This window comes from Streptomyces sp. NPDC050315 (genome assembly GCF_040655775.1).
Lineage (GTDB): Bacteria > Actinomycetota > Actinomycetes > Streptomycetales > Streptomycetaceae > Streptomyces.
Genome location: NZ_JBFAKN010000003.1, coordinates 205,319 through 223,701 on the forward strand (window position 1 = coordinate 205,319; position 18,383 = coordinate 223,701).

Genomic DNA, 18,383 nt, shown 5'->3' on the forward strand with positions numbered 1-18,383 from the left:
TCCATGCTGCCTCTGCACCGGCCGGTGCACGAGTGGAGCCGACGGCCCGAGGTCGGCACCGAGTCGGCATTAGTCCGGTTGTAAGTGGTTACATCTGACCACACCCGCACCTACACTTCTGACCTTCATGGCATAGCTGACCTGCGGAAACGTCAGTGACGGCAGGGTCGGCAGAGGGAGGGGTAAGCGCGTGTTCTACCAGGTGCTCAAGTACGTACTCCTGGGGCCGCTGTTGCGGGCGGTCTTCCGGCCCCGGGTGGAGGGGCTGGAGCACATACCCGAGGAGGGGGCGGCGATCATCGCCGGCAATCACCTGTCCTTCGCCGACCACTTCGTCATGCCCGCGATCGTGCCGCGCAGAGTCACCTTTCTGGCCAAGGCCGAGTACTTCACGGGGCCCGGCCTCAAGGGCCGGCTGACCGCGGCGTTCTTCCGGGGGGTCGGGCAGATTCCGGTGGACCGGTCCGGCGGGAAGGCGTCGCGGGGCGCGATCAGGTCGGGGGTGAACGTGCTCCGGAAGGGGCGGCTGCTGGGGATCTACCCGGAGGGCACCCGCTCGCACGACGGGCGGCTCTACAAGGGCCGCACGGGGGTCGCGGCGATGGCGCTGGAGGCCGGGGTGCCGGTGGTGCCGTGCGCGGTGATCGGTACGTTCGAGGCGCAGCCGGCCGGGCGGCGGCTGCCGCGCGCCATTCGCGTGACGATCCGTTTCGGGGAGCCGATGGACTTCTCCCGGTACGCGAACATGACCTCCGAGCACGCCGCGCTGCGGGCCGTCACCGACGAGATCATGTACGAGATCATGAAGCTGTCGGGGCAGGAGTACGTGGACATGTACGCGCCCGACGCGAAGGCCGCCGCGCAGCAGCAGACGGGCAAGTAAGCGAGCGGGGCGCACCGTACATAAACGAGCGGGGCGCCCGGGAAACCCCGGGCGCCCCGCCTTGTGCAAGCTGTCGCTACGGCTTCGGCGTGGCGTGCGGCGCGCACGTCACGTCCTCGGCGTCCGTCTTCCCGTCGACGAAGTACGCGTCGACGCGGTTGTTGATGCACGGGTTGGCCAGGCTGGTGACGCCGTGCGAGCCGGCGTCCTTCTCGGTGATCAGGCGCGAGCCCGCCAGCCGGCGGTGCAGCTCGACGGCGCCCTCGTACGGGGTCGCGGCGTCCCGCTCGCTCTGCACGATCAGCACGTTGGGCAGGCCCTTGCCGGTCTTGACGTTCACCGGGGTCTGCTGCTTCTCCGGCCACGTGGCGCAGGGCAGGTTCATCCAGGCGTTGGACCAGGTCATGAACGGGGCCTGCTCGTGGATGCGGGTGTTGTCGCGGTTCCAGCGCTGCCAACTGGTGGGCCACTTGGCGTCGTTGCACTCCACGGCGGTGTAGACGGCGTTGCCGTTCTCCGCGGAGATGTTGCCGGCCTTGTCGCTCATGTCGGGGGCGGCGTTCTCGACGAGCGGCTTCTCGTCACCGGCGACGTACGCGCTCCACGCCTTGGCGACCGGCGCCCACATCGAGTCGTAGTACGGCGCGTTCTGGAAGAAGCCGGTGAGCTCGGCCGGGCCGACCTGGCCGCCGAGCGGGGACTTCTTCGCGGCCGCGCGCAGCTTCTCCCACTGCGCCTGGACCTTCTCGGGGGTGTCGCCGATGTGGTACGTCGCGTCGTTCTTCGCGACCCACTTCTTCCAGTCGCCCCAGCGGGTCTCGAAGGCGATGTCCTGGTCGAGATTGGCCTGGTACCAGATCTTCTCGCGCGAGGGGTTCACGACGGAGTCGACGAGCATCCGGCGCACGTGGTCGGGGAAGAGCGTGGCGTAGACGGCGCCGAGGTAGGTGCCGTAGGAGACGCCGAGGTAGTTGAGCTTCTTGTCGCCCAGCGCCGCACGCACCACGTCCAGGTCACGGGCGGTGTTGGGCGTCGTCATGTGCGGGAGCAGGTCGCCGCTGCGCTCCTTGCAGCCGTCCGCGTACTCCTTGGCGAGCTTGCGCTGGGCGAGCTTGTCGGCCTCGTCGTCGGGCACCGGGTCGGCCTTGGGCGCCTTGACGAACTCCTGCGGGTCCATGCAGGAGATCGCGGCGGAGTGGCCGACGCCCCGCGGGTCGAAGCCCACAAAGTCGTACGCCTTGGCCATCTTGGCGTAGATCGGGTTCTTGGTCGTGACCCGGGTGGGGAAGCGGAGGCCCGAGCCGCCGGGGCCGCCGGGGTTGTAGATCAGCGAGCCCTGGCGCTCGTCCTTGGTGCCGGTGTTCTTGACCCGGTCCACCGCGATCTTGATCTTCTTGCCGTCGGGCTTCGCGTAGTCGACCGGCACGGTCACGAACCCGCACTGGATCGGGGCGTCCAGGCCCCAGTCCTTGGGACAGGTCTGCCAGTCGATGCCCGCCTTCGCGGCGCGCGCGGCGGCGGTCTGCACGCCGCGGTCCTCGGCGGAGCCGCGCTGGTGGTTGGTGCCCGCGCTGGCGGGTGTGGCGGCGATGGCGCCGGCTATGAGCGCGCCCGCCACCACGGTCCCGGCGGCGCCGAGCGCTGCTGTTCTTCTCACGTAGGTGTTCCCCCTGCATGGTGTGCCACTTGTGGCGGCGATGATCACAGAGCCGCAGGGGGATCCTGTCTCGTACAACCGTCCGATGAAAAGACCGGACGGCGTTTTCTTTACCAACCCGTAGGAATCGCGGCCATTTCGAGCAGTCGCCGGACGGCCAGTGCGTCGGGTGCGACGGCGGTGACGAGCGCCGCGGGCCCGGCGAGCGGGGTGAGCACGGCCTGGCCGGGACCATCGGCCGCCGCCAAGGTCCGTACAGGTACGGGGTGTTCCTCGTACGCCGGGTCGACGACGAGCAGCTGTCCGACGGCGCGGTGTCCGGCGAGCACCGCGGACGAGTCCCAGCCGGGCACGCCCGGTCCGTACGCGGTCTCCTGGTCCAGCAGGACCCGGCCCGCGCGCCGGACCGTCAGCCGGGCGGCGAGCCGTCCGGTCGCCTCGCCGGTCCGGCCGAGCACCTGCTCCTCACGGAGCACCAGCCGGGCGGTGGGCGCGAGGTCGACGGTGGTGGTCTGGATCAGGTCGCTGCCGGCCGCGGTGATCAGCGGCTCGGGCAGCCAGTCCAGACGCGCCCCGTCGGCCACGTCCAGCGCCACGTCGTAGCGGGCGGTACCCGGATGGTGGCCGGGCAGCGCGAGGGTCGCGGCGGCCGCGGTGATCCGCAGGTCGCTGCCCTCCCCCGCACGCGCCTCGATACGCAGCCGGTCGCCGCCCACCGGGGCGCTCATCGCGCCGACCACGCAGACCCGGGCCGCCGCGTCGTGCGAACGCAACCGGCGCAGCGCCAGCGGCCCGTCGCCGTCCAGTACGGGCAGCCGGGTGACGCCGTACGGGTCGGTGGTCGCGGTGATGCGGGCGGTGGCGCGCAGTTGGCGGGCGGCGGGCGGTACGGCGGCGGACGCCGCAAGAGCGGGCGCGGTGGGCGCGGGCGGTGGCGGCGCGAGCGTCATGCCGGGCCCGCGGTCCACTGGGCGAGGCACTCGCGGACCCACTCCGCGACCGGCGCGACACCGTTCTCACTCTTGATGGCGGTGAAGACGACGGGCAGGTCGCCGCGCTGTGCCTTCGCGTCCCGCGCCATCGACTCCAGGTCCGAGCCGACGTACGGGGCGAGGTCGGTCTTGTTGATGACGAGCAGGTCGGCGGTGGTGACGCCGGGGCCGCCCTTGCGCGGGATGTCGTCGCCGCCGGCCACGTCGATCACGAAGATCTGGAAGTCGACCAGGCCCTTGGAGAAGGTGGCGGTGAGGTTGTCGCCACCGGACTCCACCAGGATCAGGTCGAGCGGGCCGACCTCCTCCTCCAGGTCCTCGACGGCCTCCAGGTTGGCGGAGATGTCGTCGCGGATGGCGGTGTGCGGACAGGCGCCGGTCTCCACGGCGGTGATCCGCTCCGGGGGCAGTACCGCCTCGCGGAGCAGGAATTCGGCGTCCTCGCGGGTGTAGATGTCGTTGGTCACGACGGCGAGGGACAGCTCGTCGCGCAGCCGGCGGCACAGGGCCGCGACGGTCGCGGTCTTGCCGGAGCCGACCGGGCCGCCGAGGCCGATACGCAGCGCGCGGCGCGTCCCGTCGGCGCGCTTCGGCTCGGCCGCGCCGTAGGTGTGGCGGTGCGGGAACTTCTCGTCGAGATCGTGGTCGAGGTGCATACGAACTCCGTTGGGTGCAACAAGTGAGTGGGGGTCAGGACGCGAACAGCCGTACCGGCCAGGCCGCGTGCTGCTCGGCGGTGATGTCCAGCAGCGGTGCGGAGCGGGCGGGCAGCGCGCCGGTGCCGTCCTGCGGGACGCGCGCCGCGGCCGCGACGGCCTCGGCCACGACCGCGTCCAGGTCGGGGGCGAGGCGCGCGAGGACGGCCGTCGCGTCGAAGGGGTCCAGGCTCAGCAGCCGTACGGCGGCGGTGGCCGGGCCGCTGACGGTCTCGTACGCGACGGCGTACGCGGCGTCCTCCGGGTCCAGCCCCGCCGAGCGCGCGGCGAGGCCGAGGACGACGGGCTGGTGGGCGCCGCGCGGCCGGGCCGCGGCGAGCGCGTCCAGTTCGGCCGAGGGCCAGGTCGCGCGGGCCGCGCGCATCATCTGGCGGCCGAGCTTGCGTGCGGTGGTACGCAGGGCCGGTACAGGTGTACGGGCGTCCGCCGCCTCGTCCAGGGCGAGCGGATCGCAGCCCGCGGCGGCCGCGGCGGCGAGGCCCGCCGCGACCAGCCCGGCCGTGTGCAACCGGCCGCGGCAGAACTCCTCCAGCGAGCCGCCGTCCCGGATGCGCCCTGCGGCGACGGCCGGTTCGGCGCCCCCGGAGTGGGCGTGCCCGCCGGCGGGGAAGCGGCCGTCGGCCAGGACCAGCAGCGCGGCGCGGCTCATCGGTGATCCGTTCGGTACGGCATCGGTACGTACCCCATCAGAAGAGGAAGTACCGCTGGGCCATGGGCAGTTCGGCCGCGGGGGCCGGCTCGACCACCGCGTCGTCGATGGTCACCGTGAAGGTGTCGGGGTCGACGACGACCTTCGGCAGCGCGTCGTTGTTGCGCATGGACGCCTTGGTGACCTGGCGGGTGGAGCGGATGGCCGTCAGCTCCTTGGCGACGCCCAACCGGTCGCTCAGCCCGTCGTCGATGGCCTGCTCGGAGACGAAGTTGAGCGAGTTGGCACCGGGGGCCTTGCCGATCGCGCCGAACATCGGGCGCGGCAGGATCGGCTGCGGGGTGGGGATGGACGCGTTGGCGTCGCCCACCTGCGCGTACGCGATCTGGCCGCCCTTGATGACCAGCCGCGGCTTGACGCCGAAGAACGCCGGGTCCCACAGCACGAGGTCGGCGAGCTTGCCGGTCTCGACGGAGCCGACGACGTGGTCGATGCCCTGGGCGATCGCCGGGTTGATGGTGTACTTCGCGACGTACCGCCGTACGCGGTTGTTGTCCGCGGCGAAGTCGCCTTCCAGCGCACCGCGGCGCTTCTTCATCACGTGCGCGGTCTGCCAGGTGCGCATGACGACCTCGCCGATGCGGCCCATGGCCTGGGCGTCGGAGGACATCATCGAGATGGCGCCCATGTCGTGCAGGAAGTCCTCGGCCGCGATGGTGGAGGGCCGGATGCGGGACTCGGCGAAGGCCAGGTCCTCGGGGACCGCGGGGTTGAGGTGGTGACAGACCATCAGCATGTCGAGGTGTTCCTCGACGGTGTTGACGGTGTGCGGCCGGGTCGGGTTGGTCGACGCGGGCAGCACGTTGGGTTCCGACACCATGGCGATCATGTCGGGGGCGTGGCCGCCGCCCGCGCCCTCGACGTGGAAGGCGTGGATCCCGCGCCCGGCGATGGCCGCGATGGTGTCACCGAGGAAGCCGGCCTCGTTCAGGGTGTCGGTGTGGATCGCGAGTTGGGCGCCGCTCTCCTCGCAGACGTTGAGGCAGGCGTCCAGTACGGCCGGGGTGGCGCCCCAGTCCTCATGGATCTTGAAGCCGAGCACGCCGGCCCGCAGCTGGTCGCGCATGGAGGCGACCGACATGGTGTTGCCCTTGCCGAGCAGCCCTACGTTGACGGGGAAGGCGTCCATCGCCTCGAACATCCGGGAGACGTGCCAGGCGCCGGGGGTGATGGTGGTGGCCTTGCTGCCCTCGGCCGGACCGGTACCGCCGCCGATCATCGTCGTCACACCGGAGGCCAGCGCCTCGGTCGCCTGCTCGGGGCAGATGAAGTGCACGTGGGTGTCGATGGCGCCGGCCGTGAGGATCTTGCCCTGCCCGGCGATGATCTCGGTCTCCGGGCCGATGACCAGGTCCGGGTGGACGCCGTCCATGGTGTCGGGGTTGCCGGCCTTGCCGAGCGCCACGATGCGGCCGTCGCGGATGCCGACGTCGGCCTTGACGATGCCCCAGTGGTCGATGACGATCACGCCGGTGATCACGGTGTCCGGGGCGCCGTCCGCGCGGGAGAGCCGGGACTGGCCCATCGACTCGCGGATGACCTTGCCGCCGCCGAAGACGGCCTCGTCACCGCTGCGCCCGGGGCCGCCTGCCCAGTCCTCACTGATCTCGATCAGCAGGTCGGTGTCGGCGAGGCGCACCAGGTCGCCGGCCGTCGGGCCGAAGAGGTCGGCGTACGCGGCACGGGAAAGTTCAGCCATCGAGGGTGCCTCCGGTCTCGCCACGCAGGCCCGCGACGATCCGCTTGCCCCCGAGGGGCACCAGTTCGACCTCGGTGGGGATACCGGGCTCGAAGCGCACGGCGGAGCCGGCGGCGACGTTCAGGCGCTTGCCGTGCGCGGCCGCACGGTCGAAGTCGAGGCCGGGGTTGGCCTCGGCGAAGTGGTAGTGGGAGCCGACCTGCACGGGGCGGTCGGCGATGTTGAGGACGGTCATGCGCGTGACGGGAAGCCCCTCGTTGAGGCGTACCGGCTCATCGGCGTAGAGGATCTGTCCCGGGATCATCTGCGGCTCTCCCTGGGTCAGCTGATGGGGTCGTGAACGGTGACGAGCTTGGTGCCGTCCGGGAAGGTCGCCTCGACCTGGACGTCGTGGATCATTTCGGGGATGCCCTCCATGACGTCGTCACGGGTGAGGACCTGGCGCCCGGAGGACATCAGCTCGGCGACCGTACGGCCGTCGCGCGCGCCTTCCAGGATGTGCACGGTCAGCAGGGCAATGGCTTCGGGGTGGTTGAGCCGTACGCCGCGGGCCCGGCGCTTTTCGGCAACGTCCGCCGCGACATGAATCATCAGCCGTTCTTGTTCATGCGGGGTCAGTTGCATATTCCACCTCACATTTCTTACCAGCCTGAACCGCATCGGCCCAGGTCACAGGCAGCGACGCGCCCGTATAAGTAGATGTATCACACATTCAACAAAGGAAAAGCAAACTGATCTCCAGCTAAGTTCCATGAATCGCCCCGGACTTCGCAGGCTAGCTCCGCTCGATGTCGGCGGCGTTACCTCGGTGAATCCCTTGTTAAATCTGGGGACCGCACTCCCGGCGCCACATTTCCCAATTACCGGCGACTCGCCTCGAAGCAGACATAACACCCAGACCGCCCCGCTCGCCGGAACAACGCGTTCGCTATTCGCCCTTGACTGCCCACAGACAAGTCACGATGCTCATCTGCGCGCGCCCGCACGCCCCACGCGTCGCGTACGCGCTCGCACGACACAACAACAAGCTCCGCACCAACCCCCCACACAGCATCGGAGCCACATCGTGACCCGTTCCGCACGCATACGCCGGGCGGCCCTGGCCGCCGGCGCCTGCACCGCCGTCGCCGCCACGCTCTTCACCGCGGCCGGCGCCCAGGCCGATCCGGCGCCGCTCGCCGCGCCGGACATTCCGGTCTCCGCCGTCAAGGCGGACCTGGACCAGCTGCAGTCCATCGCCGACGCCAACAGCGGCAACCGCGCCCACGGCCGGCCCGGCTACAAGGCGTCCATCGACTACCTCAAGGGCAAGCTGGACGAGGCCGGCTTCACCACCAAGGTCCAGGAGTTCGACCACAACGGCACCAAGGGCTACAACCTCGTCGCCGACTGGCCCGGCGGCGACGAGAGCAAGACGGTCATGGCCGGCGCCCATCTGGACTCGGTCGACGAGGGGCCGGGCATCAACGACAACGGCTCCGGCTCGGCCGGCATCCTCGAAGTCGCCCTCGCGGTCGCCAAGGCGGACCTCAAGCCCGCCAAGCACCTGCGGTTCGGCTGGTGGGGCGCCGAGGAGTACGGCATGGTCGGCTCGCAGCACTACGTGTCGAGCCTCGCCGAGGCGGACCGCGCGAAGTTCGACTCGTACCTCAACTTCGACATGATCGGCTCGCCCAACCCGGGCTACTTCGTCTACGACGACGACCCGCGGCTGGAGAAGGTCTTCAAGGACTGGTACGCCACGAAGGACATCGCCACCGAGATCGAGACCGAGGGCGACGGCCGCTCCGACCATGCCTCGTTCAAGGACGTGGGCATCCCCGTCGGCGGCCTCTTCTCCGGCGCCGACTACAAGAAGACCGCGGAGCAGGCGAAGAACTGGGGCGGCACGGCGGGCGAGCCGTTCGACGCCTGCTACCACCAGTCCTGCGACACGACGAAGAACATCGACGAGAAGGCGCTGGACACGAACACGGACGCCATCGCCCACGCGGTCTGGGAGCTCAGCTCCTGACGCCTCCTCAACTGCCAGGTCGGCCCGCGGGCTGACCCCGCATCACCTCTCGTGGCCCGGTCGCCGATCCCCGGCGGCCGGGTCGCGGTGTTCCGCGGCGATGCCGAACCGGCGGCGTTCGCCCGCAGCGGACGCCGGCAGCTGCCGCACCGAGGAGACCGTACTGATGACCTCCTCCCCGGCGGCCGCCTCCGCCCGGTCGAGCTCTTCGAGTCGTCGCAGGTCAGCAGCGGACACCAGCGCCACCAACGGCTTGCCGTGGCGCGTGACGACCACGCGCTCGGAGCCGTACACGACGCGGTTGATCAGATCCGCCAGCTCCGCCCGGGCTTGCGTCACCGGAATCTCGTAGGTCATGCTCCCCATTCTAACGGGATGTACGTCCTGTACATTTTTTACAACGGAACAGAGGAGGAGCACCATGCTCGAACCCACGGCCCGCTACGTCCTCCCGGAGTTCACCGAGCGCACGACGCAGGGCACGCGGACGCTCGATCCGTACTCCAAGCTGCTCGACGAGCGCATCGTCTTCCTCGGCACCCCGATCGACGACACCTCGGCCAACGACGTCATGGCCCAGCTGCTCCACCTCGAACACGCCGCCCCTGAGCGGGACATCTCGCTCTACATCAACTCCCCCGGCGGCTCGTTCACCGCGATGACGGCCATCTACGACACGATGCAGTTCGTCACCAGCCCCATCGAGACGGTCTGCCTCGGCCAGGCCGCCTCGGCCGCCGCCGTCCTGCTCGCCGCCGGCCACCCCGGGCGCCGCCTCGCCCTCCCCGGCGCCCGCGTCCTCATCCACCAGCCGTCCGTCAGCGATCCGATCCAGGGCCAGACCTCCGATCTCCTCCTGCAGGCCCAGGAGATGCTGCGCACCCGCGACTTGCTGGAGGAGCTGCTCGCCCGGCACACCGGGCAGCCGCGCGAGCGGATCAGCGCCGACATCGAGCGCGACAAGATCCTCGATGCCGAGGAGGCGGTGGCGTACGGGCTGATCGACGGGCTCACCCGCGGCCGCAAGGCGTCGTCCGCCGCCGCGCCGGGCGCGAGGTGAGACGGCGATGGCGCTGCCTCCCGAGCTGCCGCCGCTGCCCGCGCTGACCCGGGCCGAGGGCGCGGTCATCGACAGTTACCTCCAGGTCCTGGACCTCCTGGGGCGGATCAACCCGGCCCGCGGCGAGGGCACGTACCGGGGGCTGCGCGCGGCGCAGGCGCTGGTCGGGCAGGCGGTGGCGCTGCGGGACGCGCTGGCGCTGATGCATGAGCGCGGCGAGACCGAGCTGCACGCCGAGACGCTCACCCGCGCGCTGCGGGTGCTGGACGGTGAGCGGCGGGCCGGTCTCGTCGCCGTGCCACCGCCTGATGAGGAATGACGGGACGATTCCGTTCCACGGGGGCGCGGAATCCGATCGGGCTACCGCCGTTGGAGTACTCCTTGGCCCGCTTGCGGCGGCGTACGACTTGCGCACTCCGTCGACGTGTCGCGTTGCGGGCGGTACGACGGTGCCGGTGCGGGGGTGCGTACGGGGTGCGGGCCGCTCGACGGACCGCGCCTGTCCACCCGAACGGATCAAGCGTGACCACCTTCACAGACCTCATGTTCCGCGCCTGAACCACCCCGGCGCTGCGTCACGATCCCCCCGACGACAAGCCCCCGCCGCAGCGGCGGGGCGGTCCGGGCGGACGCCGAATCCTGCCGCCGTGCCCGGGCGCCTGGTCGATACGCGTGGACCGGCAGGAGCGGAGGACCCGAGCACGACGGGGCCGCGGCCGTAGTACTGGCCGGGCGGCCCCTTGGGGTGAAGCGTTCGCCGTCTTTGGCGGCGGCACAGCGCCGGGCATCTTCGCCTGCCCGAACCCGACAGGTCTTCCTTCGCAGGCGGCTGACGAAGGAGTGCGCATGACTGCGCGCGTTGATCTTCCTGTTCGTGGTGTTGCCGCGCCGGGCCTCCTGGCCCGTGCCGGGGTGGTGTCGGCCCTCGGACTGGCGCTGCTGGTGCCCGGGAGCGCGGGGGACGCCTCGGCGGCGCCCGCCTCCGGTGCCACGTCCGCCGCCACGTCCGCCGTGTCGGCGACGGCCTCGGGGTCCGGCAAGGCGGCACTGCGGGTCGCGGCGTCGAAGAAGGGGGCGCCGTACGCATGGGGGGCCGAGGGGCCGCACCGGTTCGACTGCTCGGGCCTCACGCAGTACGCCTTCAAGCGCGTGGGGAAGCGGCTGCCACGTACGGCGGATTCCCAGTACCGCCATGTGCGGCACATCAAGGCATCCTCGCGCAAGCGCGGTGACCTGGTCTTCTTCCACTCGGGCCGGTACGTGTACCACGTCGGCATCTACGCCGGAAAGGGCCGCATGTGGCACGCCCCCAAGCCGGGCGCCTCGGTCCGCAAGGAACGGATCTGGACCGGCCGCGTCTGGTACGGACGGGCGTGATGCGGGTGTGATGCGGAGCTGACGCAGAGGTGACATAGAGGGGGCGGGGCCGGGGGCCCCGCCCTCCTTCTGCGCTGCTGAAGCGCAAGCGCGGCACGGGCCCGGCGAATGGTCTCGGCCGCATTCGGGCGGGTCAGGTGCCGGCCGTGCGCTGTTGTCAGGTGCCGGCCGGGCGGGGTTCCGCGGGTGGGACCGGGGCGGGCCAGGGGAGGGCGATCCAGACCGTCTTGCCGCCGCTCTCCGTCGGTTCGACGGTGATCTTTCCGCCGGATTCCGCCGCGAGGCAGCGGATGATGGCCATGCCGCGGCCGTTGTCCTGCTGGACCGCGGCCGGCAGCCGGCGCGGCATCCGGGGGTGGCCGTCCGTGACGCCGATGCGCAGGACTTCGTGGCGGTCGAGGTGGACGTCGACGGTGAAGGTCGGCGACCGGTCCGAGGTGTGCACGACGGCGTTGGTCGCCAGCTCGGAGACGATGAGCCGGACGGAGTCGAGGAGTTCGGCGCGGCCCGTGCCGGTCGGCGCGTCGTCCCACTCCGTGAGAACTCGCGTAACGTATCTGCGCGCTATCGGTACGGAGCCGGGCGCGCTCGGCAGGGTCAGTGCTGCTTCCTGGTGATCCGCCATCGCCGCGCCGTCCCTTTCCCGCCCGAGGCCGTCTCCTCGCTGGACAGCGACATGATCGGGTCCGAAAATCGGTCCCTTGCCGCTGCTTTGCGCCAGACTGCCACTCATGCTGCCCCTGCCGTGAGCCATCCACCAAGATATGCATATATCTGTCGCCCGAAGCGGTGAACTCTGCTACGCGAGACCGTATTTGGGCGGCACACTGACGCATCGGTGTCAGTTATGACGAATCGCGGTACGTCCGTGAGGAGGGTTCATGCACCACGGTCCCGCAGTGCGCCGTCGCAAGCTCGGTGCGGAGTTGAGGCGCCGTCGGAATCTGGCCGGGCTCACGAGCGGCGAGGCCGCCCGTCTTGTGGGCTGGCATCAGTCGAAGGTGAGCCGGATAGAGACCGGCCGGAGCGGAGTGCGTCCGGCCGACGTGGAACGGCTGCTGGACGCCTATGACGTGCGCGACGAGGAGTCCCGCGCACTGCTGGCCGCGCTGTGCGGCCAGGACGCGGGCGGCGGCAGCGGCGGGGATGCCGGGCGCGGCTGGTGGCACACCTACCGCGACCTGCTGCCGCCCCAGTACCGGGACTTCATCAGCCTGGAGGCCGGCGCTTCGCACGCGCGAACGCTGGAGACGACGGTCGTACCGGGGCTGCTGCAGACCCCGGACTACGCACGGGCCGTCACCCGGGCCGCGCTGGCCGACCTGCCGCAGAGCAGAATCGATGCGCTTGTCGATGTCCGCATAGCGCGGCAGAGCGTTCTGGAGGGGGACCCTCCGCTGAAACTTTCAGCCGTGTTGGACGAGGCGGTACTACGCCGTCCGGCGGGTGGTCCAGAGGTGATGAAAGCCCAATTGCGGCATCTCCTGAAGGTCATGGAACTGCCGCACGTGCGGCTGCAGGTGCTGCCGTTCACTGCCGGGGTCCACATCGGCATCACCGGCCCTTTCGTTATCTTCTCCTTTCCGCTCATTGCTGACTTGGATGTGGTGGTTCTCGACCATTTGACGAGTAGCCTCTATCTCGAACGCAAAGAGGACCTCAGGGCGTACAGCGATGCATTCGACACGCTGCGGGGGCACGCCCTCTCATGCGAGGAATCATCGGCTTTGATTGCCCGGGCCGCAGAGGGCTGACAGCCTGGCCCGGGCGCGTTGAGGAGGCTCCAACATGACGGCATCGCCGCGGTACGTGCCCGCCAGCACGGCCCTTGCGGGCGCGCGCTGGGTGCGCAGCACGCGCAGCACGGGAATGAACAACTGCGTCGAGACCGCCCGGGTCAACGGTGAAACTCTCGCCGTGCGCGACTCGAAGGACATTTCGGGACCGGCGTTGCTCTTCGCGGTCCCTGCATGGCGGGCTTTTGTCGACGCCCTGCACACCGGTCGGCCCATAAAGGAGGGCTGATCCAGCTGGGGCTGAACCAGCCCTTCTCGGAACCGGTTCAAGAATAAAATTCCGACACCCGTTCCGGGGAATTCGGTCAAGCGGTCGGCGCGGTCGAAAGAATCGCGCCGACCGCTTCGTCGATCTGCCGGTCGGTCAGATCCCCACGGGCGGTGAGCCGAAGGCGCGAAATACCGTCGGGAACGGACGGCGGACGGAAACAGCCGACCATCAGACCCGCCGTGCGGCAGTCCGCGGCCCACCGCACGGCCGCCTCCGGCGAGGGCGCCCGTACGGAGACCACCGCGGCGTCCGGAAGGACGGCGGACAGTCCGCCGGCCGTCAGACGGCGGTGGAGTTCGCGGGCCACGGCGCGGGCCCGGTCCGCGCGCTGCGGCTCGCGGCGGAGCAGCAGCAGCGCGGCGAGCGCGCCACCGGCGGCGGCCGGCGCCAGGCCGGTGTCGAAGATGAACGTACGGGCCGTGTTGACCAGGTGCTCGATGACCTTCGCCGGGCCCAGTACCGCACCGCCCTGACTGCCCAGGGACTTGGAGAGCGTCATGGTGGCGACCACGTCCCGCTCCCCCGCCAGGCCCGCCGCGTGCAGCGCGCCCCGGCCGCCCTCGCCCAGTACGCCCAGTCCGTGCGCGTCGTCCACCAGCAGCGCCGCGCCGTGCGCGCGGCAGGCGGTGGCGTATCCGGCCAGCGGCGCCGCGTCCCCGTCCACCGAGAAGACCGAGTCGGAGACGACCACGGCCCGGCCCTCGTAGTCGGGTTCGGCGTGGGCCGCGTCGAGTGCCTTGTGCACGGCTTCCGGGTCGCTGTGCGGGACAACGGCCGTACGGGCGCGGGAGAGACGGCAGCCGTCGATGAGCGAGGCGTGGTTGCCGGCGTCGGAGACGACCAGGGAGCCGGGCGCGGTGAGCGCGGTGACGGCGGCGAGGTTGGCCGCGTAACCCGAGGAGAGGACCAGTGCGGCCTCGAAACCACAGTATTCGGCCAGTTCGCGTTCGAGTTGCGCGTGCAGTTCGGTGGTGCCGGTGACCAGCCGGGAGCCGGTCGCACCGGCGCCCCAGCGGTGCGCGGCGGCCGCGGCGGCCCGGGTGACCTCGGGGTGCCGGGCGAGGCCCAGGTAGTCGTTGCTCGCCAGATCCAGGAGCGGCGAGTCGGCCGGGCGCGGGTTCAGCGTCCGTACGAGCCCGGCGCCGCGACGCCGTTCGCGCGCCTCGTCGATCCAGGCGAAGGGGTCGTTACCGGGCTGGGCGGCGGCGGGGTCGGCAGGCATCGGCTTCCTCGGGTTTGTTGGCTGTCGATAGACGTTAGCGGTCGTTACGCCTGCCTACGGTGTGGCGATACACACACCGCCAACCAGCGGCGTTGTGGGAATCCTCCTTGGCCCCGGGCGGTGCCGTAGGACAGGATCTTCGCCATGGACCTGCTGAACGCTCTGGTGGAGAAGGGTCTGCGGCGCGAGTCGCCGACCCGCGAAGAGGCACTCGCCGTACTGGCGACATCCGATGACGAGCTGCTCGACGTCGTAGCGGCGGCGGGCAAGGTCCGCCGCCAGTGGTTCGGGCGGCGGGTGAAGCTCAACTACCTGGTCAACCTCAAGTCGGGCCTGTGCCCGGAGGACTGCTCCTACTGCTCCCAGCGGCTCGGCTCCAAGGCCGAGATCCTCAAGTACACCTGGCTCAAGCCCGACGAGGCGTCCAAGGCGGCCGCCGCGGGTGTCGCCGGCGGCGCGAAGCGCGTCTGCCTCGTCGCGAGCGGCCGCGGGCCGACGGACCGCGATGTGGACCGGGTGTCGGAGACGATCTCGGCCATCAAGGAGCAGAACGAGGGCGTGGAAGTATGCGCCTGCCTGGGGCTTTTGTCCGATGGGCAGGCGTCGCGGCTGCGGGACGCGGGCGCCGACGCGTACAACCACAACCTGAACACCTCCGAGGCCACGTACGGCAAGATCACCACGACGCACACCTACGAGGACCGCGTCTCCACCGTCCAGCAGGCCCAGGCGGCCGGCATGTCCGCCTGCTCCGGCCTGATCGCGGGCATGGGCGAGACGGACGAGGACCTCGTCGACGTGGTCTTCTCACTGCGCGAGCTGGACCCGGACTCCGTACCGGTCAACTTCCTCATCCCCTTCGAGGGCACCCCGCTGGCCAAGGAGTGGAACCTCACCCCCCAGCGCGCCCTGCGCATCCTGGCCATGGTCCGCTTCGTCTGCCCCGACGTCGAGGTACGGCTGGCCGGTGGCCGCGAGGTACATCTGCGTACGCTCCAGCCCCTCGCGCTGCACCTGGCCAACTCCATCTTCCTCGGCGACTACCTCACCAGTGAGGGCCAGGCCGGCAAGGACGACCTGGCGATGATCGAGGACGCCGGGTTCGAGGTGGAGGGCGCGGACACCACGACACTGCCTGCGCACCGCGCCGACGCACTGGCCGCCGCGGGCGGCGGCTGCGGCGGGCACGGTGACGGCGGCGGCTGCGGGCCGTGCGGTGACGGTGGGGCGGCCGACGCGGCTCCCGAGCCGGTGGCCGCCGGTGCAGTTGCCGCCGAGCCGGAGCCGGTGGCCGCCGGTGCGGTGGCCGAGGTCCGGGACGCCGACGGTGCCCGTACGGACCTGGTCTCGGTGCGCCGCCGCGGCGCCGGTACCGACCTGCCGCCCAATGCCTGAGCCGATGGACATGCGCGACCTGCTGGCCCTGGACCGGCAGCACGTATGGCACCCGTACGGCCCGATGCCCGGCAAGGACGACCCGCTGGTCATCGAGTCGGCGGCCGGGGTCCGGCTGCGGACCGCCGAGCCGGTCCAGGGTCACACCGAGCTGGTCGACGGCATGTCGTCCTGGTGGTCGGCGATCCACGGCTACAACCACCCGGTACTGAACGAGGCCGCGCGCGGCCAGCTGGACCGGATGAGCCATGTGATGTTCGGCGGGCTCACTCATGAGCCCGCCGTCCGGCTCGCCCAGCGGCTCGCCGACATCGCGCCGGGCGACCTGGAGCATGTCTTCCTGTGCGACTCCGGGTCCGTCTCCGTCGAGGTCGCGGCCAAGATGTGCCTGCAGTACTGGCGTTCGCTCGGCCGCCCGGCCAAGCAGCGGCTGCTGACCTGGCGCGGCGGTTACCACGGTGACACCTGGCATCCGATGTCGGTGTGCGACCCGGAGGGCGGGATGCACGACCTGTGGTCGGGTGTCCTGCCCCGGCAGGTGTTCGCCGACGCGCCGCCGGGCGGGTTCGACGCACCGGTGGACGAGGCGTACGCGGACCATCTGCGGGACATGATCGGCCGGCACGCCGATGAGCTGGCCGCGGTCATCGTGGAGCCGGTCGTACAGGGCGCGGGCGGCATGCGCTTCCACTCCCCCGCGTATCTGCGGGTGTTGCGGGAGGCGTGCGACGCGCACGACGTGCTGCTGGTCTTCGATGAGATCGCGACGGGCTTCGGCCGCACCGGCGAGCTGTTCGCGGCCGGGCACGCGGGTGTCGTACCGGACGTGATGTGCGTCGGCAAGGCGCTGACCGGCGGCTATCTGACCATGGCGGCGACGCTGTGCACGCCGCGGGTGGCGGACGGGATCAGCCGGGGCGAGGTGCCGGTGCTCGCGCACGGGCCCACGTTCATGGCCAACCCGCTGGCCGCCGCGGTCGCCAACGCCTCGCTGGATGTGCTGTTGGCCCAGGACTGGCGGCAGGAGATCAAGCGGATCGAGACCGGCCTGCGGGACGGACTGGCACAGGCCCGGACGATTCCGGGCGTCCAGGACGTACGGGTGCTGGGCGCCATCGGCGTCGTCCAGCTCGACCACGCCATCGACATGACGGCGGCGACCCGGGCCGCGGTCGGGGCGGGCGTATGGCTGCGGCCGTTCCGCGATCTGATCTACACGATGCCGCCGTACATTACCGGCGACGAGGACATCGCCCGTATCTGCGCGGCGGTGTGCGCCGCCGCGCGCGAGGGCTGAGAAGGAGCACGTTCACATGTCGGTGCTGTTCATCACGGGCACGGGCACGGAGATCGGCAAGACGGTCACCACCGCCGCGATCGCCGCCGCCGAGCTGGGCCGCGGCCGGTCGGTCGCGGTGCTCAAACCCGCACAGACCGGTGTGGCGGCGGACGAGCCGGGGGATGTCGCGGAGGTCGCGCGGCTCGCGGGCTCCGGCGTCACCACCGCCGAACTCGCCCGGTATCCCGAGCCGCTGGCGCCCGCCACGGCGGCCCGCCGGGCCGGGCTGCCACCAGTACGCCCGTACGAGGTCGCCGAGGCGGCGAGCAAGCTGGCCGCCGAGCACGATGTGGTGCTGGTGGAAGGCGCGGGCGGGCTGCTGGTGCGCTTCGACGAGGCGGGCGGGACGCTGGCCGATGCGGCGAAGGCGCTGGGCGCGCCGATGCTGATGGTGGCGCAGGCGGGGCTCGGCACGCTCAACGCCACGGCGTTGACCGCGCTCGCGTTGCGTACGGCGGGCATCGAGACGCCCGGTGTCGTCATCGGCAGTTGGCCCGCCGAGCCGGATCTGGCGTCGCGGTGCAACGTGGAGGATCTGCCGGAGGTGGCGGGGGCGCCGCTGCTTGGCCTTGTGCCGGCCGGGGTGGGGGCTTTGCCGTCTGCGCGGTTCCGGGCGCAGGCGCGGTCTTGGCTGGCGCCGCGGCTGGGCGGTACGTGGGGGCTGTGACGGCCGCCCCGGCCCGGGGTGTTCGGGGGCGCTGCCCCCGGACCCCCGGTCCTCAAACGCCGGACGGGCTGGAATTGGTCAGCGATCGCCGGACGGGCTGGATTTTGGGCAAGCCCTTCAGTCCAGCTCAGCGCCCTTCCGCTCTGGGATCAGGAGCATCGCTGCCATGTCCAGGACGTAGATGACGGCCAGTAGGGCGATGGCCTTCTGGAAGCCGTACGCGCCGGCCACGAGGGCGACGACGAGCGGGGCCAGGCCGCCGATGCCGCGGCCGACGTTGAAGAGGACGTTCTGTGCGGTGGCGCGGGCGTGTGTCGGGTACAGCTCGGCGATGAGCGCGCCGTAGCCGCCGGTCATGCCGTTCACGAACGCGCCCATGACCGCGCCGCCGATGAGGAGTGCGGTGGGCGTTTCGAGCGTGGCGTACGCGAGGACCGTGACGACCGAGCCGGCCTGGAAGATCCAGAAGGTGGGGCGGCGGCCGATGCGGTCGGCGAGGTGGCCGAAGGCGAGGATGCCGCAGGCCATGCCGACGACGGTGACGGCGGTCCAGGCGCCGGACTTGGTGAGGCTTTGACTTCCGCTC

The 18,383-nt window shown here is 71.0% G+C and carries 20 protein-coding genes and 1 pseudogene; 10 read left to right on the plus strand and 11 right to left on the minus strand.

What is annotated here, in order from left to right:
* Window positions 1-190: 190 nt before the first annotated feature.
* Window positions 191-883, plus strand: a complete 693-nt coding sequence (locus AB0I82_RS12175) for a lysophospholipid acyltransferase family protein (protein ID WP_363257116.1) — start codon at window positions 191-193, stop codon at window positions 881-883.
* 76 nt (window positions 884-959) lie between these two features.
* On the opposite strand, the gene AB0I82_RS12180 is transcribed toward AB0I82_RS12175, so the two are convergent.
* The 7 genes from AB0I82_RS12180 to AB0I82_RS12210 form a co-directional block, all read right to left on the minus strand.
* Window positions 960-2,540, minus strand: a complete 1,581-nt coding sequence (locus AB0I82_RS12180; RefSeq protein ID WP_363257117.1) for an alpha/beta hydrolase — start codon at window positions 2,538-2,540, stop codon at window positions 960-962.
* A gap of 110 nt (window positions 2,541-2,650) precedes the next feature.
* The gene (locus AB0I82_RS12185; protein ID WP_363257718.1) at window positions 2,651-3,490 is read right to left on the minus strand and encodes an urease accessory protein UreD; all 840 of its coding nucleotides are present in this window, start codon (window positions 3,488-3,490) and stop codon (window positions 2,651-2,653) included.
* Window positions 3,487-4,188 (minus strand): urease accessory protein UreG, encoded by a 702-nt coding sequence (ureG, locus tag AB0I82_RS12190; protein WP_363257118.1) that lies wholly within the window; start codon window positions 4,186-4,188, stop codon window positions 3,487-3,489. Before ureG ends, AB0I82_RS12185 begins: the two co-directional genes overlap by 4 nt.
* Window positions 4,189-4,222: 34 nt before the next feature.
* On the minus strand, window positions 4,223-4,897 hold the full coding sequence (locus tag AB0I82_RS12195; RefSeq protein WP_363257119.1) for an urease accessory UreF family protein: 675 nt from the start codon (window positions 4,895-4,897) through the stop codon (window positions 4,223-4,225).
* 37 nt (window positions 4,898-4,934) lie between these two features.
* Window positions 4,935-6,656: an urease subunit alpha gene (locus AB0I82_RS12200; RefSeq protein ID WP_363257120.1), complete on the minus strand. Its 1,722-nt coding sequence runs from the start codon at window positions 6,654-6,656 to the stop codon at window positions 4,935-4,937.
* Complete coding sequence (locus AB0I82_RS12205; protein ID WP_363257121.1) at window positions 6,649-6,960, minus strand: urease subunit beta; 312 nt, start codon at window positions 6,958-6,960, stop codon at window positions 6,649-6,651. Before AB0I82_RS12205 ends, AB0I82_RS12200 begins: the two co-directional genes overlap by 8 nt.
* A gap of 17 nt (window positions 6,961-6,977) precedes the next feature.
* A complete protein-coding gene (locus AB0I82_RS12210) occupies window positions 6,978-7,280 on the minus strand; it encodes an urease subunit gamma (protein WP_031057600.1) in 303 nt (100 codons plus the stop codon).
* A gap of 442 nt (window positions 7,281-7,722) precedes the next feature.
* Here AB0I82_RS12210 and AB0I82_RS12215 point away from each other — a divergent pair, with 442 nt between their 5' ends.
* Window positions 7,723-8,670 carry a M28 family metallopeptidase gene (locus AB0I82_RS12215; RefSeq protein WP_363257122.1) on the plus strand — a complete coding sequence of 316 codons (948 nt, stop codon included), beginning with the start codon at window positions 7,723-7,725 and terminating at the stop codon, window positions 8,668-8,670.
* A gap of 42 nt (window positions 8,671-8,712) precedes the next feature.
* On the opposite strand, the gene AB0I82_RS12220 is transcribed toward AB0I82_RS12215, so the two are convergent.
* A complete protein-coding gene (locus AB0I82_RS12220) occupies window positions 8,713-9,027 on the minus strand; it encodes a type II toxin-antitoxin system Phd/YefM family antitoxin (protein WP_363257124.1) in 315 nt (104 codons plus the stop codon).
* Window positions 9,028-9,091: 64 nt separating this feature from the next.
* Between AB0I82_RS12220 and AB0I82_RS12225 the strand changes: the two genes are divergently transcribed.
* The 3 genes from AB0I82_RS12225 to AB0I82_RS12235 all read left to right on the plus strand — a co-directional run bounded on the left by AB0I82_RS12225 (window position 9,092) and on the right by AB0I82_RS12235 (window position 11,107).
* Complete coding sequence (locus tag AB0I82_RS12225; RefSeq protein ID WP_363257125.1) at window positions 9,092-9,730, plus strand: ATP-dependent Clp protease proteolytic subunit; 639 nt, start codon at window positions 9,092-9,094, stop codon at window positions 9,728-9,730.
* A gap of 7 nt (window positions 9,731-9,737) precedes the next feature.
* On the plus strand, window positions 9,738-10,049 hold the full coding sequence (locus AB0I82_RS12230) for a hypothetical protein (protein WP_363257126.1): 312 nt from the start codon (window positions 9,738-9,740) through the stop codon (window positions 10,047-10,049).
* Window positions 10,050-10,576: 527 nt separating this feature from the next.
* Entirely contained in the window at window positions 10,577-11,107 is a 531-nt protein-coding gene (locus tag AB0I82_RS12235) for a C40 family peptidase (RefSeq protein ID WP_363257127.1), read from the plus strand.
* A gap of 157 nt (window positions 11,108-11,264) precedes the next feature.
* Here the strand turns inward: AB0I82_RS12235 and AB0I82_RS12240 are convergent, their stop codons facing one another.
* Complete coding sequence (locus tag AB0I82_RS12240; protein ID WP_363257128.1) at window positions 11,265-11,732, minus strand: ATP-binding protein; 468 nt, start codon at window positions 11,730-11,732, stop codon at window positions 11,265-11,267.
* 256 nt (window positions 11,733-11,988) lie between these two features.
* Here AB0I82_RS12240 and AB0I82_RS12245 point away from each other — a divergent pair, with 256 nt between their 5' ends.
* Window positions 11,989-12,861, plus strand: coding sequence for a helix-turn-helix transcriptional regulator (locus tag AB0I82_RS12245; RefSeq protein ID WP_030257931.1), 873 nt, complete (start codon window positions 11,989-11,991; stop codon window positions 12,859-12,861).
* A 34-nt stretch (window positions 12,862-12,895) separates the two neighbouring features.
* A complete protein-coding gene (locus AB0I82_RS12250; RefSeq protein WP_363257129.1) occupies window positions 12,896-13,132 on the plus strand; it encodes a DUF397 domain-containing protein in 237 nt (78 codons plus the stop codon).
* A gap of 76 nt (window positions 13,133-13,208) precedes the next feature.
* On the opposite strand, the gene AB0I82_RS12255 is transcribed toward AB0I82_RS12250, so the two are convergent.
* A complete protein-coding gene (locus AB0I82_RS12255) occupies window positions 13,209-14,396 on the minus strand; it encodes an 8-amino-7-oxononanoate synthase (RefSeq protein WP_363257130.1) in 1,188 nt (395 codons plus the stop codon).
* A gap of 144 nt (window positions 14,397-14,540) precedes the next feature.
* Here AB0I82_RS12255 and bioB point away from each other — a divergent pair, with 144 nt between their 5' ends.
* Genes bioB through bioD form a run of 3 tightly spaced genes read left to right on the plus strand, consistent with a single transcriptional unit; the run spans window position 14,541 to window position 17,797 of the window.
* Window positions 14,541-15,791 carry a biotin synthase BioB gene (gene bioB / locus AB0I82_RS12260; protein ID WP_363257131.1) on the plus strand — a complete coding sequence of 417 codons (1,251 nt, stop codon included), beginning with the start codon at window positions 14,541-14,543 and terminating at the stop codon, window positions 15,789-15,791.
* Window positions 15,784-17,088 (plus strand): adenosylmethionine--8-amino-7-oxononanoate transaminase, encoded by a 1,305-nt coding sequence (locus tag AB0I82_RS12265; RefSeq protein WP_363257132.1) that lies wholly within the window; start codon window positions 15,784-15,786, stop codon window positions 17,086-17,088. The genes bioB and AB0I82_RS12265 overlap by 8 nt, the downstream gene beginning before the upstream one ends.
* Window positions 17,089-17,104: 16 nt before the next feature.
* Complete coding sequence (gene bioD, locus AB0I82_RS12270; RefSeq protein ID WP_363257133.1) at window positions 17,105-17,797, plus strand: dethiobiotin synthase; 693 nt, start codon at window positions 17,105-17,107, stop codon at window positions 17,795-17,797.
* Window positions 17,798-17,914: 117 nt separating this feature from the next.
* On the opposite strand, the pseudogene AB0I82_RS12275 reads toward bioD, so the two are convergent.
* Window positions 17,915-18,355: pseudogene (locus AB0I82_RS12275) on the minus strand (MFS transporter); the annotation flags it as partial.
* Window positions 18,356-18,383 lie beyond the last annotated feature (28 nt).

Bases quoted from the DNA above. Each gene is read 5' to 3' on its own strand.
- AB0I82_RS12200 (WP_363257120.1), bottom strand. From the start codon at position 6,656: ATGGCTGAACTTTCCCGTGCCGCGTACGCCGACCTCTTCGGCCCGACG.
- bioD (WP_363257133.1), top strand. From the start codon at position 17,105: ATGTCGGTGCTGTTCATCACGGGCACGGGCACGGAGATCGGCAAGACG.
- AB0I82_RS12185 (WP_363257718.1), bottom strand. From the start codon at position 3,490: ATGACGCTCGCGCCGCCACCGCCCGCGCCCACCGCGCCCGCTCTTGCG.
- AB0I82_RS12250 (WP_363257129.1), top strand. From the start codon at position 12,896: ATGACGGCATCGCCGCGGTACGTGCCCGCCAGCACGGCCCTTGCGGGC.
- AB0I82_RS12195 (WP_363257119.1), bottom strand. From the start codon at position 4,897: ATGAGCCGCGCCGCGCTGCTGGTCCTGGCCGACGGCCGCTTCCCCGCC.
- AB0I82_RS12205 (WP_363257121.1), bottom strand. From the start codon at position 6,960: ATGATCCCGGGACAGATCCTCTACGCCGATGAGCCGGTACGCCTCAAC.
- AB0I82_RS12230 (WP_363257126.1), top strand. From the start codon at position 9,738: ATGGCGCTGCCTCCCGAGCTGCCGCCGCTGCCCGCGCTGACCCGGGCC.
- AB0I82_RS12210 (WP_031057600.1), bottom strand. From the start codon at position 7,280: ATGCAACTGACCCCGCATGAACAAGAACGGCTGATGATTCATGTCGCG.
- AB0I82_RS12265 (WP_363257132.1), top strand. From the start codon at position 15,784: ATGCCTGAGCCGATGGACATGCGCGACCTGCTGGCCCTGGACCGGCAG.
- AB0I82_RS12240 (WP_363257128.1), bottom strand. From the start codon at position 11,732: ATGGCGGATCACCAGGAAGCAGCACTGACCCTGCCGAGCGCGCCCGGC.
- bioB (WP_363257131.1), top strand. From the start codon at position 14,541: ATGGACCTGCTGAACGCTCTGGTGGAGAAGGGTCTGCGGCGCGAGTCG.
- AB0I82_RS12220 (WP_363257124.1), bottom strand. From the start codon at position 9,027: ATGACCTACGAGATTCCGGTGACGCAAGCCCGGGCGGAGCTGGCGGAT.
- ureG (WP_363257118.1), bottom strand. From the start codon at position 4,188: ATGCACCTCGACCACGATCTCGACGAGAAGTTCCCGCACCGCCACACC.
- AB0I82_RS12255 (WP_363257130.1), bottom strand. From the start codon at position 14,396: ATGCCTGCCGACCCCGCCGCCGCCCAGCCCGGTAACGACCCCTTCGCC.
- AB0I82_RS12245 (WP_030257931.1), top strand. From the start codon at position 11,989: ATGCACCACGGTCCCGCAGTGCGCCGTCGCAAGCTCGGTGCGGAGTTG.
- AB0I82_RS12225 (WP_363257125.1), top strand. From the start codon at position 9,092: ATGCTCGAACCCACGGCCCGCTACGTCCTCCCGGAGTTCACCGAGCGC.
- AB0I82_RS12235 (WP_363257127.1), top strand. From the start codon at position 10,577: ATGACTGCGCGCGTTGATCTTCCTGTTCGTGGTGTTGCCGCGCCGGGC.